At 48.8% G+C, this 15,823-nt stretch carries 11 protein-coding genes; 1 reads left to right on the top strand and 10 read right to left on the bottom strand.

Going from position 1 to position 15,823, the window contains the following annotated elements:
- Nucleotides 1-49: 49 nt before the first annotated feature.
- From SMSP2_RS13415 to ileS, 3 genes are all read right to left on the bottom strand, one after another.
- Nucleotides 50-490, bottom strand: coding sequence for an RrF2 family transcriptional regulator (locus SMSP2_RS13415; protein ID WP_146684546.1), 441 nt, complete (start codon nucleotides 488-490; stop codon nucleotides 50-52).
- Nucleotides 491-601: 111 nt separating this feature from the next.
- Nucleotides 602-1,135: a nitroreductase family protein gene (locus tag SMSP2_RS13410; RefSeq protein WP_146684545.1), complete on the bottom strand. Its 534-nt coding sequence runs from the start codon at nucleotides 1,133-1,135 to the stop codon at nucleotides 602-604.
- 201 nt (nucleotides 1,136-1,336) lie between these two features.
- Nucleotides 1,337-4,186: an isoleucine--tRNA ligase gene (gene ileS / locus SMSP2_RS13405; RefSeq protein ID WP_146684544.1), complete on the bottom strand. Its 2,850-nt coding sequence runs from the start codon at nucleotides 4,184-4,186 to the stop codon at nucleotides 1,337-1,339.
- Between the two features lie 154 nt (nucleotides 4,187-4,340).
- On the opposite strand from ileS, the gene rnpA reads away from it, so the two are divergent.
- Complete coding sequence (rnpA, locus tag SMSP2_RS13400; RefSeq protein WP_186804741.1) at nucleotides 4,341-4,715, top strand: ribonuclease P protein component; 375 nt, start codon at nucleotides 4,341-4,343, stop codon at nucleotides 4,713-4,715.
- 30 nt (nucleotides 4,716-4,745) lie between these two features.
- Here the strand turns inward: rnpA and SMSP2_RS13395 are convergent, their stop codons facing one another.
- The 7 genes from SMSP2_RS13395 to pstC all read right to left on the bottom strand — a co-directional run bounded on the left by SMSP2_RS13395 (nucleotide 4,746) and on the right by pstC (nucleotide 15,811).
- A complete protein-coding gene (locus SMSP2_RS13395) occupies nucleotides 4,746-6,188 on the bottom strand; it encodes a sodium:solute symporter family transporter (protein ID WP_146684542.1) in 1,443 nt (480 codons plus the stop codon).
- 119 nt (nucleotides 6,189-6,307) lie between these two features.
- Nucleotides 6,308-11,077 carry a C25 family cysteine peptidase gene (locus tag SMSP2_RS13390; RefSeq protein ID WP_146684541.1) on the bottom strand — a complete coding sequence of 1,590 codons (4,770 nt, stop codon included), beginning with the start codon at nucleotides 11,075-11,077 and terminating at the stop codon, nucleotides 6,308-6,310.
- Nucleotides 11,078-11,273: 196 nt separating this feature from the next.
- On the bottom strand, nucleotides 11,274-11,936 hold the full coding sequence (phoU, locus tag SMSP2_RS13385) for a phosphate signaling complex protein PhoU (RefSeq protein WP_146684540.1): 663 nt from the start codon (nucleotides 11,934-11,936) through the stop codon (nucleotides 11,274-11,276).
- A 65-nt stretch (nucleotides 11,937-12,001) separates the two neighbouring features.
- On the bottom strand, nucleotides 12,002-12,346 hold the full coding sequence (locus SMSP2_RS13380; RefSeq protein ID WP_146684539.1) for a hypothetical protein: 345 nt from the start codon (nucleotides 12,344-12,346) through the stop codon (nucleotides 12,002-12,004).
- A complete protein-coding gene (gene pstB / locus SMSP2_RS13375; RefSeq protein ID WP_146684538.1) occupies nucleotides 12,346-13,185 on the bottom strand; it encodes a phosphate ABC transporter ATP-binding protein PstB in 840 nt (279 codons plus the stop codon). The genes SMSP2_RS13380 and pstB overlap by 1 nt, the downstream gene beginning before the upstream one ends.
- Before the next feature lie 18 nt (nucleotides 13,186-13,203).
- Nucleotides 13,204-14,829: a phosphate ABC transporter permease PstA gene (gene pstA, locus SMSP2_RS13370; protein WP_146684537.1), complete on the bottom strand. Its 1,626-nt coding sequence runs from the start codon at nucleotides 14,827-14,829 to the stop codon at nucleotides 13,204-13,206.
- Between the two features lies 1 nt (nucleotide 14,830).
- Nucleotides 14,831-15,811 (bottom strand): phosphate ABC transporter permease subunit PstC, encoded by a 981-nt coding sequence (gene pstC, locus SMSP2_RS13365; protein ID WP_222566362.1) that lies wholly within the window; start codon nucleotides 15,809-15,811, stop codon nucleotides 14,831-14,833.
- Nucleotides 15,812-15,823 lie beyond the last annotated feature (12 nt).

Genomic DNA, 15,823 nt, shown 5'->3' with positions numbered 1-15,823 from the left:
AGATAAAATCAAAGGCCAATGAGCTGACAATAAATATCAGCCGTCTCTTTTATATCTGGAAGTCCAACTGCTCGCCGGAATTAACCTTATCGACAAGGTCCTGAAAAGTAACCTTTGTCAAGACACCCTTAACGGCATCACGAAGGTCTTTCCATACCGGTCTGAGTATGCATTCGGCGACGCGGTCGCAACTGCCGCCGCCGGACTCATCGAGACATTCCAACGGGATCACAGGCCCTTCCAATACCTGGAAGACCTTAAAAAGAGTTATTTTTGCCGGCTCTTCTGCCAGGATATAACCGCCCTTGGGGCCTCTTACACTCCTGACAAGGCCTGCGGCCTTGAGCTGAGAGATCAGCTGTTCAAGATATTTTACCGATATCCCTTCGACATCGGCGATCGATTTAATCTGGACAGGGCCCTTGCCGTAACTTATCGCAAGTTCGAGCATGCCTCTTATTCCATACCTGCTTCTGGTAGATAGTTTCATATTTAAACTCCGTTATTCCTATTGACTTTGTATAATATATAAACTATACTACTATTATGCAAATATAATTTATAAAAACTTTAAAAAATTTTCGGAATGCCTAAATTATTTTCACAGATTCCATGAATTAAATGATGCCCGCTTCTCAAGTGGCAGCTTCTCGGGCTGAGATTTTTCTTCCGCGGCAACACCAACGGGCAGAATTATCCTGACAACCTTATCTTCCGGCACGCCAAGAAGTTGTCCGATTTTCTCCGCCCTGTTTTCCACCCTGAGCCAGCCGTCAATCCATACCGATGCGTAACCGAGGGCAGTGATTGAGAGCAGCATATTCTCAACCGCCGCCGCACAATCCTCTACCTCGAAGGAAAAACCTTCATAAATAGCTTCAGGGGCTTTATCTATGACGCAGAGTATATACGCTTTTGCCTGCTGAAATGCCTTGTTGCCGGGGTGCATTCCTTTGATTTTTTCGATAATATCCGGATCATCGACAATTACAAAGCGGGTGGTCTGGCAATTTTTGCCGCTTGGCGCCAGCAAACCGGCTTTGACAATTTTTACGAGATCGTCTCTTGAAACCTGCCGGTCTGTGTAATCGCCGCGGTAACTGTGTCTTTTCTGTATTGCTTCGAATAAGTCCATATTAACTCCTTTGTTAAAAAGATTATCATGTTTTTACGTACAAGAACAACCATACCGGAGAAAAACATCTGGTATTGGTCATTTGAATTCAGCGCATTTTTCGCCCGCTGCTCCGAGGAGCCTTCACGGTTCTTGCGTTAGTTTTTTATTTACACGGCTTTAAGGAAGATATTCCTGCTGAAGCCGCGGGAACAGACAAATCTAAACCTGCTCGCACTGAGCGACAACATCCGCACACCTTTGACACAGGTCGGGGTAAGCGTCAATGCTGCCGATTGAAGAGCGATGGTTCCAGCATCGTTCACAACGCAGGTTTGCAGATTTTGCCGCTAAGACGGTTGTCTCTCCGCCGTCAGCAAGCTCAAATTTTGCTCCGCTGACAATGCACAGCATGGCAAAACCCTCTTCACCAATGCTCTGAAGTATGTCGTAAGTTTTTTTGTCTGAGGTCTTTACTGCCATATCAGCTTCCTGGTTGCTTGCTATTTCCTGTTTTTGGCGAAGCCCTTCAAGGCACCTGAGCGCTTCATCACGGATTTCGAAGACGCAGTCCCACTGGTTGAGCAGTTCGCTGTCAATATCCGCGGCGTCAACATCGGGCATTTCTGCCAGATGAACCGTGTCTTCGTTTCCAAGGGCCGCCCAGGCTTCTTCGGCAGTATGCACAAGAATAGGTGCCAGCAGCCGCACAAGCCCGCTTAGTATCTCGGACATAGCAGTCTGGGCACTCCGCCTCGATAGGCTCTTTGCGGGGTCGCAGTAGAGCCGGTCTTTGAGTACGTCCAGATATATATTACTCATGTCAACCGTGCAGAAGTTGTAAATCAGGTTGAAAACCTTATGAAGATTGAAGCTCTCATAAGAATCCTTCACATCGCTTACGAGCTTTAAGTACTTCTGATACGCCCACTTATCCAGCGGGAGCATATCATCATAAGCGACTTTCTGCGAGGCATCCAGATCTGATGTATTACCCATCAGGTACCGCAGGGTGTTTCTGATTTTTCTGTATGCGTCCTGGAGTCTGCCGATGAGCTCATCGCTGCATCTCATGTCTTCCTGGTAATTTACGCTCGAAACCCAGAGACGCAGGATATCCGCACCGTATTTTTGGGCTTCTTCCTGGGCGTTGACATAATTCCCAAGCGATTTTGACTGTTTACGGCCCTCTGAATCGACGGTAAAGCCGTGAGTGAGCACATTTTTGAACGGGGGTTTTCCAACCGCGCCAAGCGCCGGCAGCAATGAAAGCTGGAACCAGCCTCTGTGCTGGTCACTGCCCTCTAAATACAAATCAACCGGCACCGGCCAGCCGCATCTTTGGGTAACATTGTACCAGCTGCAGCCGGACTCAAACCATACATCAAAAATATTTTCTTCTTTATACAGGTCATCCCAGCTGAAACCCTCGGGCAATTCGAAGTCTTCGCCGAGTATTTCCCTGGGCGAATCAGTAAACCAGCTGTCCGAGCCTTTTTTGCCGATATGCTCTGCTGTCGCGGCGAGAGTCTCGGCATTCATGAGCGTTTGTCCCTGGGAGTTATAAAACGCCGGTATCGGCAGCCCCCAGACCCTCTGACGGCTTATGCACCAGTCCGGGCGGGATTCGAGCATACCTCTGATACGTTTCTCTCCCCAGGAAGGTATCCAATTAACCTCGGGCGCAGAATCCAGCGACATCTGCCGCAGAGACTTGCCGTAATCATCTATTTCACGGTCAACACTGACAAACCACTGCTCTGTTGCCCTGAAGATAACCGGCATACCGCTTCGCCAGCAATGCGGATAGCTGTGCATAAACTGACTTTTCGCGAACAGTGCGTCAATCTCTTCGAGTTTTTCAATGACAACCGGATCAACCTTAAGAACTTTGCGGCCTTTGAGAAAATCCGGCACGGTTTCATCGTAGCTGCCGTCGGCGAGCACGGGTGAGTATATTTCAAGGCCGTATTTCATGCCGGCAAGATAGTCATCAACACCATGGCCCGGTGCGATATGAACAAGGCCCGTGCCGTCTTCGGTGGTCACGTAATCGGCAGCGATAACCATGTAAGCGTCTTTTTCAGTTGGATTTGCGGGAACATAGGGATGAGTGTATCTCATGCCTTCGAGCTGCTCACCAGTAACCTTAGCCTCTGATACGCGGCAGTTTGAATCGTCAAGACCGCCGGCAGCCATTACCGCCGCGACACGGTCAGCGGCAACAATCGACACGGTTTTTCTGCCGTCTTTTTCATAAGAAATGCCGCGGTATTCGATACGCGGATGCGCCGCGACCGCGAGGTTGGCGGCAAGTGTCCAGGGGGTTGTCGTCCATATCATCAGAGAGATATTATCTTCCGGCGACTGGGCGAGTCCAAGCTCAACGGCTTTGGCGCAGGAGGCCTGCTCAAGCGGAAAATTAACATGAATGCTCGGCGAGGGAATATCTTTATACTCCAGCTCGGCATCCGCCAGTGCCGTCTCGCAGCCGATAGACCAGTGTATGGGCTTGAGCTGTTTATAGACCAGCCCCCTCTCAACGAGTTTGGCAAATATCTCGAGGATATTTTTTTCATAGGCCGGTATCATCGTAAGATACGGGTTATCATAATCGGCGAATACGCCCAGCGACTTGAACTGTTTGCTCTGGAGCCGGACATATTTGCTTGCGTATTTCTTGCACAGGTTACGGATCTGCGGCTTGCTCATGCCCTTGGCCTTGTCGCCAAGCTCTGCCATCACCTTGACCTCTATCGGCAGTCCGTGGCAGTCCCAGCCCGGGATGTAAGGCGAGTCAAAACCGGTCATTGTCTTGTATTTGACAACAATGTCTTTGAGAACCTTGTTTATCACATGCCCCATGTGAATATCACCGTTGGCATACGGCGGCCCGTCATGCAGAATGTACAACGGCTTGCCGGAACGTGCCTTACGGGTATTGTTGTAAATATCTGTCTTATCCCATTTTTTCTGGAGCTGAGGCTCCTTCTGGGTCAGATTGGCCTTCATCGAAAACGAAGTGCCGGGCAGATTTAAAGTTTTACGATAGTTCTTTTTATTTTCAGACATTATGTTACACCTTGTTATTATGTATTTTAAAGACAGGTATCATAATCTTATACGCCTGTATGTCAAGAAACATTTGGCCCCGCAGCGACGGCGAAAACCGAAAATATAATTGATAAAGCCGCGGCAATGGTTAGCATATTTAACCATGAGCCGCATGAAACTGACAAAAAAACAGCGAATCTCAAATAACAACTGCTTCAGCCGGGTTTTAAAACGAGGCATAAGCCGCCGCGACGGGCTGCTGAGTGTTTATGCGCTCAAAAATGAGCTGGAGATCAAACGGGTTGGCGTTACTGTCGGAAGAAAATACGGCAAAGCGGTTGCACGGAACCGACTCAAACGGCTTGCGCGTGAGGCGTTCAGGTTAAACCAGCAGCAGCTCGGCGAGAGCACAGATTACGTAATACTCTACAACGGCAACATCAAAAAATGGTCAAAACAGCAGATAATGCGGCTCAGCGGAAGTGAGGTAATAGAATCTTTTGCCCGGCTTTCCGCGAAGATCGAAAAGCATATGCAACGGCAGTAATGACAGCGGCGTTTTAAGCTCCATGCCGGATCAGGCTTGCGCATTATTGTTCTTTGCAAAGAACAGCAATCCCAGAACCGTCACCCCAAAACAGGAAATAAAGCCTGCCGGGAAATAATATATCCAGTGAACCTGCGTGAATTGCTGAAGGTAGAACGAGACGCAGAGAGAAACCGCCAGGCCCGGCACCCAGTGCAAAAATGTGCATTTGCGGCTGAGAATCCCTGCAAGAAACAATACAAGCACAGGCGCGGAAAACATGCCCAGAAACGAGCTTGTAACCTTTACAATATCGCCGATCCTGCCGGCATAGAAGGCGCTTATGATCGCGATTATTCCCAGCACGAATGTCAGCAGCCTTCCAATCGCCACTTTCTGATGCTCAGATACACCCTTTTTTAACGGTACAATAAAGTCGTTTACAATAACGGTTGAAACAGAGTTGATGCCTGAATCCAGGCTTGACATCGCCGCGGCGAATATGGCAGTGACGATCAGTCCGGAAATCCCTGCCGGCAGATAGTTTACAATATAGTGCGGCAGGATTGCACTGCCCTGTACATCCTCGGGCAGGGCCGTCGTCTTGAAGAAAGCAAACAGTCCCAGCCCGATGAAGAGCAGCACGGCGTTTATAATAATATCGGTAAAAGCGTTAAAATAAACGGCCTTTTTTATTCCCCTGATGCTGCCTACTGATATAAGCCGCTGAACGGTTACCTGGTCAACGCCGTAATCCTGCATGAATGAAAGCAGGTACGAAAACAATGCGATCGCGGCGGTCATTTTGAAAAGGTCAATCCGAAAATCGAGCACATCAAGTTTGGCGTTTTCCGCTGCCTGCGCCAGAATCCCCGCGAACCCGCCTTCTACATCAGCCGCGAGCTTGAACACGATAAAAACCGCCCCGCCGGCGAGGAGGACGAACTGAAAAACATCCGTCCAGAGCACCGCTTTGAGCCCGCCGAGTACGGTATAAACCGTTGCGAGAAAACCGATAATGATAATGCACCAGCTCAGGTGTATGCCGGTTGCCGCAGAGAGTGCAAGCGATGGGGCGAAGATGACATTGCCCAGCCAGCCAAGCCGCGTAAGAACGAATAAAGCCGATACGCAATACCTGGCACCGGGGCCGAAACGCGAGGCGATGTACTGATAACTTGTGGTTACGTTTTCGCGTAAATAAATAGAGTAGAACACTCTCGTCAACAGCGGCGCGACAAGCAGGCTTGCCATAACGCCGAAAAATATGGACACATTATCATAATAGGCTATTGCCGGCACGCCGATGTAGGTAACTGCCGATGTCAGAGAAGCGAACATGCTCATGCCGACAACAAGCCAGGGCATACTCCTGCCGGCGAGAAAATAGTCCTCCGCGGTGTCCCTGCCGCGGGAAAACCATAGACCCAGCAGCATCATAATGCTCATATAGACTATCAGTATGGTTATATTTAGTAATCCAAATTCCTGCATAACCCGCAGATATTACCAGAAACCTGATAAAAATATAAACAAAAAAGCGGACGTGATATGTTTTTTATCACGTCCGCCCGTGCTCCGGATCAAATAATATTCAACCCGTTATAATCGTTTTACAGCGTAGGCTTCACAATCACAGTAACCGGTGATGTCCTGAGCCAGTGGCCCGCCAGCAGACGCAGATCGTAGATATTCACCCAGCCGTTCATGTCCGCATCGCAGCCGGCAACAAATGAGGGATCCTTGAAATATAGCCCCCAGCTTTTGGACATCAGCGCCAGATCATACATGTTGAGAATATCATCCCTGGCGGCATTTCCGAAAAACATCGTTCCCATGTATATAGTAGTTATGGGTGAGTTTACTGTAACATTTCGCCTCACATTGATCAGCGAGTAATATCTGTGCTCGATAGTAACATCATAGGTGCCAACCTCGGCCCACCAGGCGGAACATTCGGCGTAGCTGCCGTCTTTCTGGGTTGTTGCGCTGAACATATAAACAGGTGTGGCATTTAGCACATCCGCTCCGGGCTTGAAGAGTTTGACATAAACCGGAAATTCCCAACCGGACGGGTCGGGACGCTGACTTCCTTCAAGTTTGAAGTAAAGCTCCAACCTGGCAAGGTCAGCGAATTCATATTCAACGTCAACATAAATTATATCGATCAGCTCATTATTGCTTGCCCGCCGAACGATAAAGCCTATCTGGTCAACTACGACATCGCCTGAGGTAATTGTAAAGTATCCATCTCCAGAACCTGTACCGACAGGATATTCCGGACTGCTGCTGGCACTGTAATTGGGAGTGAGTGAACCGTTTGTATAGGGCCTTGGGAAGATTTTGATCCCGCCTGAAACGTTGGTTGAATAATCAAAGGTTATATTGACATTGTTTCCAAACGGCAGGCTGGTCGGTGAGGTTGGCATTGAAACAACATTTGTGATTTCAACAACCGGCTCAACTTTTAGATGAACAGGTACAACCATCGGCATCTGATCAGGGTCATCACTTGTTATTGTAATCTCGGAGTAGTAATCGCCGTCTTCATAACCGGTGGCATCAATGTCCAAATCAACATCTTCGTAACCCGGACTTATAGGCACAGAGCCTGATTTGGGATTCTGATTGAGCCACGGTGCCCCGGGAGGAGTAAGCCACTTGAACGCCTGTCTTGCCATTCTGAAGTTGTCGCCGTATTCGAGATGCGCACCCCAGAAATAATCATCAGCCATAGCGGCCGCACGGCCAAGGCCGGAATCAGCCACTGCGACAGAATGAAGCCCGCCGGCATCCCTTACCAGGGAAGTCGCCGAACCGGAAACCAATAGACTCGAAAGCGGAGCGGGCAGATAAACCTCGTCGCAGCCGTCGGTAACAGCGTGAGAAGTTATATTGCTGCTATAGCCCGAAGTTCCGTTTGTCGCTGTGAAATTCATTCCGTAAGGCGTTGTTAAAACAGATGACGTTCCCGGCTGGTCACCATAAACGAGCAGTCCCCTGCCCCGGTCAACCCAGTTGGCCACGGCAGCGCGTTCGGCGGTTGTCCAGGTTGAGCCTGAATTCTCATTTACCCAGAGAACATCATAAGGTTCAAGGAGATTCTCCGTTATCGGGCCGGTGTTTATGTAATTTATCTTGGCCCCGCGAAGAATCAGATTATTCTTAATCGCATCCATGGCAGAAGCATTTGTCTCTCCATGGCTTAGGTCGTAAGCAACAGTAACGCCGACAAGATCCTTGATTATAAATATCCACGGATTTGGAATTATTATAATCGGCGGCGGAAGTATTATGATATCCTGCTCTGGTGAAACCTGCTCTCCGTCAGAGCCCAGGGACGTATCGGGGTTAACATAGCTTGTTAAATCCGCCGTGTAATTAAGCATTGCCAGAATGACACCTGAATCAATGCGGTCTCTTAATCCATAGTGAAGAGTGCCGTCGCCGACGTTATTTACACGCAGAGTATCCGACCAGGTAGTTCCGCCGCTATCCATTTCAATGTAGAAACTTGATGGGCTTGCGGTAATCTGGGGCCAGCCTTCGTAGGTAATATCAACATCAATGTACTCTTCAAAGAGAACCACTGTTTGTGTCGAGTTTACCATGTATGCCCTGATCTGGTCAATGTGTTTCTGTCCGCTGTCGAACCTGAAATAATAATCACCCGAACCGCGGCCTTCAGGGTAGAAAGGCGAGGGGCTCGAAATCCTGCCCGGCGTGACCGAGCCATTTGTATATGGGGTGAAAAATACCAGCGCGTTATTCGTAGCCGAGTAATAATCAAAGTCGATGTTGTAATTCTCGCCCCACTTCATAACCACAGGCGAGGGATTTTCAAAAGATACGTTATGAACCGAATGGCCGTAAGTAAAGTCAACATCCACATACAGCTCAAGAAGAAGCTGGCTCTGGTCGTGGTTGTATATGGTAAACTGTACCTGGTCAACAACGACATTTCCCGAATTGATGGTGAACCAGCCGCTGCCGCTGCCCGAAGGATAAGCATACCAGCCCGAGCCGTGTGCGCCGTAATTGGGCGTGCGCGAGCCGTTAGTATAGGGTCTTACAAAAATCTGGATTCCGCCGGTATCGTTTGTTGTATAGTTGAAATTGGCATATACCCTCTCGCCGTGAGCCAGCGATGAGGGGCTTGCCGGGTCAAATTCGATATTAGTAATAGCGTTTGGTATAGGAACTATATCTACAGAACCCTCATACGGCGTGTAATTATGTTTGGTAACGGTAACATCCATGGCACCGGTGCTGTCGGGAATGAAATAAAATGTAGCGTTTCCGCTGGAATTGGTATATTTTTTCGTATAAACACCCTGCCCGTCAATACAGACAAGCGCGTTCTGAACGGCGGTTCCGTAGGAATTCCTGACGTTAACCGTCATAACTCCGTTGTAAACGCTGGAGGGGTGACTTACGTTTAAGAGCACCCGCCCGGAGGTCCTGATCTCCATAGCCGGATCGCCCAGCCAGAGATACATCTTCACGTTATCCATGGCATAGCTCGACGAGCCGTAGCCTGCAACAAGTGCCGCGTTAGCAGAATTTAGTACCTTGCCTACATTATATACGCCGTAAGAGCCTATAGCTTTGAACAGGCTTTTATCAAAGTCGTGGTTGGGTGTTGTGTATGACGGGCGGCTCGCTCCCAGGAACGCAACGGCACTGTCAGTTTGTTTTATAAAATGTTCACCGAGAGTGCTGTTAGCTGCATCGAGCCATGCGTTGGTGCATGATATACTGAATACAACCGGAAGCATCCCGCCGTTATTTACAGAGCTTACGGTTGTTTTGCTGAATGCCTGGTAACTTGTATTCCAGCTCGAACCCCAGAACTCTCCGTAAGGCGGACCGCTGATGTCTGACCAGCCGCCGTGTCCGCGGTAATTTAGGATACCGGCACCGCTGTTAAGAGCGCCGATAACATCGTTGTTTGTAGCGTCGTCACCGTCATTTGCCGCTGATGCTCCATAAGCGGTAACAAAACTGAACGGGTCGTAGCTGTAGGTTGCGGTGCGTATATCTTCGCTGCAGCCCTGATACTTTCCCGGAGCATTTTCTTTGTGCGACATAAGTATCGCGGTATTTGGCCATGAACCGGCCGGAGGTGTCTTTTCATAGCTTAGTATCTTATCAACCATGTTCTGTAATTCAGTGTCATTTTTGCACGGCAGCCTGCCGATGGCAACGTCGGCATACATGTCGGGACTGCTGCCGCCGGTTATACACGCATACCAGTGGTCGCCGGGCAGGTCATTGGGCCATGAGCTGCCGCCCCAGTTCTGCTGCCAAGGGATATAGTCAATATCACCGACCAGCAGGACATATTCCAGCTCGGGGTGGGCGTTGTATTGAGATACAATTATATTTTTGATCTGCTGGGCTGTGTATGTTCCCGAAATGGGATAGGAATAGTACGGCAGTCCCTTGCGCCTGTGCCAGTCGAGTAACGGATAAAGGGTAGCGTAGGTTGAACATGAAGAATGCCGTATTGAAAGTATCTTGCGTGAACTGTCATAGGGAGTGCCGCTCTTGAGCTGATCCTCCTCGGGAAGTGCCTTTAACTGAGCCCCAGGTTCATCCGTGGTTTCCAGCAATTGCTGAAGCTCGCTGTCGTAACGAAAGTCAATCGTTTCATCTTCTTCGACTACATCAAGTGAATCAAAATTCTTTACCGCCCCTTTGTACATCTTTGCGTTCTTTTGGGAGATACGTTTTTTGTTCTTATCACCCCCGAGTATCTCGATCTTGACCTTGAGATGTTTATATACCTTAAGCTGTCTTGTGACAGGATTATAGCAAGCCGGGTTCAGGGTGACCCCGACAACCGTTATATCCCGCCAGATGGCAGGGTCATCAATACTGACTATATCGTAAGGGTAAAAATCATCCTGAAGGGCAAAGTCCTTGTCAATGACAAATTCGCCCTGTTTCTGGCCGTCTTTGAGCGGAGGCTGGAAGGGATAGACATCTATATCCTCTATTATAACGCTTGAGCTCTCCAGTATGGAAACCTCAAATTTCGCATTATCCGGAACCGCTATAAGCTCCCTTATTACAGGCAGCTGCGGCTTTCCAACCTGCGAGGTAGTCAGACGGCCGGCAAGCGAGAAAGCCTCGAACGATTTATTGGCGGCTTCTTTTGTCTGCTTTTGAAGTCTGTCTATCTTGACATCGACAATTATCTTCTTTGCATCTGCCTGCAAGACCTTTACATCTGCCTGCGCCGAGGTTTCAGTAAACATCTGCTCCTTTTGAGCCGCGTAAGTGGGCACACTCAGAAAGAACAGGGTAAGAGAAAGAACAGAAATGCCGATAACCAACCGCGTTAATACGTTTGAGTGAAGACCTTTAATATCCTCCATGACACCGTCTCCTTAATATTAAGGTTTAACTTTCCATCAACAGCGAATGACTCAAGTTGTATGAAATAAGTTTATCAAAAACGGAGGGATTTGTCAAGAGTTTATTGAATTTCCTATGGACTTCTTTCCGTAAATCTATTTAGCAAAACCGTTTATGAAACGATTATATTCTAACCATATTTTACAGAACCAATCTTTAAGTATCTGCCCTGCCATGCCTTACTATTTTTCCCTCAACCATATAGATAATATCTTCGGCGATATTTGTTGTATGGTCGGCGATCCTCTCGAAGCCTCTCGAGACATCGATCACTCCGACAAAGGTCTCGATATCAAATGATTTATCCGCGTACTGCTGCTTGCTTCGCTGGACGATATCCTTGTTAAAGCTGTCCACCTTGTTGTCAGCCGCCAGGACGCTGGCGGCAAGCCCGCTGTCATGGTTTATAAGGGCATCGAGTGAATTACGCAGCATCTTTATAACCTCGGCGGCCATTTCATCGATTGGATATATGTCAGCTATTGCCTGGAAACTGACAATTCTTTTGGCCCGTTTGGCGATCTTGACCGCGAGGTCTCCAATACGCTCAAGGTCATTGTTTATTTTGAGAACGGAAACAATAAAACGCAGATCAACTGCGACCGGCTGGTGAAGGGCGAGAATCTTGAGACATTCTTCTTCTATCTCGATCTCAAGCTCATCTATTTCAAAGTCTTTATCTTCAATGAGCTCAGCCATCCGGCTATTCTTCTCTTTGAGTGCCTCAAGCGAGGCATTAAGATTTTCTTCTACTTTGCTGCCGAGAAACAATATTCTTCTCTTGAGCTTATCCAGCTCTCTGTTTAAATGTATCGACATTTTTTATCTCCTCTGGCGGCTATGCCGCCTTATATGTTTTTTGGATACCATGCCGCCTGGGCATATCACAAACTCGAATCTTTGCTCGAGAAAACAGAAATCTCTCCGCCTGCCGATTTTAACGTCACTTCCCCGTCGCCGCTGAGGCCCAGCTCGGCGTTTTCATAATCAAACTCAGGCGGTATAATGTTCATTATCTCAATCCTTGCCCAGGGCAGCACCCGAAGGCCAAGACTGCCGACCTTTACGTCTCTTATAGAAACAATGTTTCTTTTGTAGTGATAAGTCTTTCCGTAAATCATTACTGCCGCCGTATCAGATTCTTCAATACGCCCGACTAATAGATGATTGTGCGCCTGGGGGTAATTTTTTACTGTTCTGATTTTACATATCTTGCCGGATAATTTCATTAGCCGAATCTCCCTGTAATATAATCTTCTGTGCTTTTTTGAACCGGATTTGTAAAGAGCTGGTCGGTCAATCCGTATTCAACCAGGTCACCCATACAGAAAAACGCCGTGTATTCACTGACACGCGCTGCCTGCTGCATGTTGTGGGTAACGATAACGATGGTGTATTTTTCCTTGAGCTCGGTGATCAGGTCCTCAATCCTCGCCGTTGCAACCGGGTCAAGAGCCGAGCATGGCTCGTCCATCAGCACAACACGCGGCTTTGTAGCCAGTGTCCTGGCGATACAGAGCCTCTGCTGCTGGCCGCCGGAAAGGGCAAGAGCCGACTTTTTCAGGTCGTCCTTTACCTCGTCCCAGATCGCAGCGCCGCGGAGGCACGACTCGACAATCTCGTCAAGCTCAATAGAATTGCTTATTCCCTGAAGCCGCGGGCCGAAGGCGATATTGTCATAGATACTCTTGGCAAAAGGGTTTGGCCGCTGAAAAACCATCCCGACCTGCTGGCGCAGATTTACAAGATTTACCCGTTTATCATAAATATTATTCCCGTTTACGCTCAGCACGCCTTCCGTCCTGGTGTTGGGAATCAAATCATTCATACGGTTAATACTTCTTAGAAAGGTACTCTTGCCGCAGCCGCTGGGGCCGATAATGGCGGTCACCTTGCCCTGGTAAATATCTATTGTAACATCTTTGACGCCGGCCTTGCTGCCGTAGAAAAAACTGAAATTCTCCGCCTTTATCAGCGCTGCTGATTGCTGGTGAGCTTTGCTGTCTGAATCCGGGGCTGAATTTGTTTTGTTCGTCAACGATTTATCAAGTGTTATGGTCTTATTCATTTTCTATCTCCGTTTATATCAGGAGGCGTGAAGCCTTTTTGAAATTCTCGATCGGATTATTATAGCCGCCAGATTGAGAACCAGCACAAGAATAATAAGCGCAGATACCATCCCGTACTGGTTGTGCGGAACCAGCATGGAAATCCTGTCAGAAACCGCGATATTATAACTTCCGTAAGAGAGTGTTCTTGTCGGGTCAAAAAGTGATTTGGCTATCGGGCCAAGCGCTACCGCACCTGTAAAAAGAATCGGTGCAGTCTCGCCGGCTGCACGGCTCAGGCTAAGTATTATGCCCGTCAGGATTCCCGGCATAGCCGCCGGCAGTGTAACCGTCAAAACGGTTCTCAGCTCGCCCGCCCCCAGAGCAAGAGCGGCCTGTTTGTAGCTGACCGGCACAGACCTGATCGCCTCTTCGGAGGCTCTGATGATTATAGGCAGTATCATAACAGACAAAGTCAATGAGGCTGTCAGGATACACGCCGAGGCGTTTGACTTAAACATCGGCAGCAGGAACAGAACAAAAAACGCCATGCCAAAAAGCCCAAAAACTATACTGGGCACGCCGGCAAGCGTATTGATACAGATTCTTATCAGCCGCACTGTCCGGGTATCGCCGGCATACTCTACAAGGTAAACCGCTGATATTATTCCGGGCGGTATGGCAAAAAGCATCGCCAGCAGCGTAAGTACAAGCGTGCCGATGATCTCTGGCCCGATACCCCCGAAAAAATAGCCGGGCGTGCTGTCATCTATCAGATACTGCCAGTAAATCTTCATACGCGGCCTGAAAATTTTCTCAAGATCATTTTCCAGAATATCAAAAAAAGATTTCATTGGTGTCTCAGAGTACATCTGTGCTCTTGAGAGGCGAACTTCCTTAAGCGGCATACCCTCACCCTGCTGCTGCCACTGGGTTTTCCACAGCAGCTCATCTGAGAGCTTTTTCACCCTGTCCCAGCGTGTGGCTCCGTACTGATTCATCGCCAGCGGGGGCTTGTCCGCGGAGGGCCTTGGCCCGAATAGTTTACTGAGCAAATCACCTATTGCCGCGAGGTCTTCGCTGTAAACGTCCCTTTTGTCAAGGTCCATAGCGGCGGCGACATCGCGGTAGGTTTTTGCCATCTTGAATACCTTTTCAAATTCAGTCCCTTTAAACTCGCTGCGCTGCGGCATGTTGAGTATTTTGTCAATCTCTTTAAGGGCAAATTCGCTGTCCTGAGATTCGAGAGCCTCTGAAAACTGGTCTCTTATATCTCTTGAAAGGTCTTTGAGCCTGTCGTATTCCTCATCGGGCGTATCCACATACCTCAGCTGCCGCGTGTAGTCTCTGGCGATTGAGCGTACCTGAGAAACCTGCCTGGAGACATTAAGTCCCAGGCAAAACTCGTCGTATATCTCGTAGATACGCCCTGTATGCTCATGATACTCGGCGAGGCTGTTTTCTATCTGCTGCTTATCGCCCCTGTTGTTCATCTCAAACTGAAGGCGTTCAAACTCAACTGTTGAGCGGAAAAATACCGCGGTAACTCCCTTTGAGAGCATCGGTCCGAGCACCACAACAAGTACAAGAACAAGAACAGCTACAGATGCACCGGAGAAGACCGTAAAAAGATGATTTAGAATTATTCTCAAGCGATTTCTCATATCAGCCCTTGCCCCCCTTTCTAACTCTGCTCATGAAATACTCACTGGCGAGGTTCATCACAAATGTAGAAACCAGAAGCACCCCGCCGACCGCGAACAATGACTGGTAATGCAGCGAGCCTTTTACCGCCTCGCCCATCTCTCCGGCTATTGTCGCTGTCATTGTACGCACGGAGCTGGTAATATCCCACCATGGCGAGGGAATCTGTGTGGCGTTGCCCGAGGCCATCCAGACAACCATCGTCTCGCCTATCGCCCGCATGGTTCCAAGAATAACCGCCGCGATAATACCGCTGTGGGCGGCGGGAATTACGATCTTAATCATGGTCTCGGCCCTCGTCGAGCCCAGGGCATAAGATGCCTCGCGTATCTCGCGGCGTATAGCCGAGAGAGAATCCTCGGTGATGCTGATGATTGTCGGCAATGCCATTACAGCCAGTATCAGCGAGGCATTAAGCGCGTTGGTGCCGGTAACCATGCCGAATTTATTCTGAAGCAGCGGCGCCAGTACCAGCACGGCAAAAAAACCGTACGCAACCGAGGGAATCGCCGCCAGAAGCTCTATCACAGGTTTTGCAACCTGGCGAAGTTTAAACGGGGCAATGTCGCTTAAGTAAACCGCCGCGAGAACACCGACTGGAGCGGCTATAAGCATGGACGTTACTGTAACATAAACAGAACCGACAATAAGGGAAAGAGCACCGTAAACCGGATTGGCCTCGTGTGTCGGAGTCCATTCGGTAGATGTTAGAAATCTCTTAGCCTCATCAGACTTGAGAAAGACGAGCCCCTCCTTCAATACGAAGATAAGTATAAGCAGAACCGCAAGCACCGAGACACAGGTTACGGTAAAAAGCGAGGCCCTCGAGATTTTCTCCGTGAGAAAACCCTTCATGTCCTCTGCGGGTGTGAGAAGAAGCGGACGGGTAAAATCCGCCGCTTCTCTCTCTGAATACTTATTTTTGATTACTTTGCCTTGCATAGTATATATTTC

The organism is Limihaloglobus sulfuriphilus (genome assembly GCF_001999965.1).
Lineage (GTDB): Bacteria > Planctomycetota > Phycisphaerae > Sedimentisphaerales > Sedimentisphaeraceae > Limihaloglobus > Limihaloglobus sulfuriphilus.
This window is presented reverse-complemented; position numbering and strand designations above follow the sequence as displayed.

Bases quoted from the DNA above. Each gene is read 5' to 3' on its own strand.
- SMSP2_RS13410 (WP_146684545.1), bottom strand. From the start codon at position 1,135: ATGGACTTATTCGAAGCAATACAGAAAAGACACAGTTACCGCGGCGAT.
- pstA (WP_146684537.1), bottom strand. From the start codon at position 14,829: ATGAGAAATCGCTTGAGAATAATTCTAAATCATCTTTTTACGGTCTTC.
- phoU (WP_146684540.1), bottom strand. From the start codon at position 11,936: ATGTCGATACATTTAAACAGAGAGCTGGATAAGCTCAAGAGAAGAATA.
- SMSP2_RS13415 (WP_146684546.1), bottom strand. From the start codon at position 490: ATGAAACTATCTACCAGAAGCAGGTATGGAATAAGAGGCATGCTCGAA.
- rnpA (WP_186804741.1), top strand. From the start codon at position 4,341: ATGAAACTGACAAAAAAACAGCGAATCTCAAATAACAACTGCTTCAGC.
- pstB (WP_146684538.1), bottom strand. From the start codon at position 13,185: ATGAATAAGACCATAACACTTGATAAATCGTTGACGAACAAAACAAAT.
- SMSP2_RS13395 (WP_146684542.1), bottom strand. From the start codon at position 6,188: ATGCAGGAATTTGGATTACTAAATATAACCATACTGATAGTCTATATG.
- SMSP2_RS13380 (WP_146684539.1), bottom strand. From the start codon at position 12,346: ATGAAATTATCCGGCAAGATATGTAAAATCAGAACAGTAAAAAATTAC.
- pstC (WP_222566362.1), bottom strand. From the start codon at position 15,811: ATGCAAGGCAAAGTAATCAAAAATAAGTATTCAGAGAGAGAAGCGGCG.
- ileS (WP_146684544.1), bottom strand. From the start codon at position 4,186: ATGTCTGAAAATAAAAAGAACTATCGTAAAACTTTAAATCTGCCCGGC.
- SMSP2_RS13390 (WP_146684541.1), bottom strand. From the start codon at position 11,077: ATGGAGGATATTAAAGGTCTTCACTCAAACGTATTAACGCGGTTGGTT.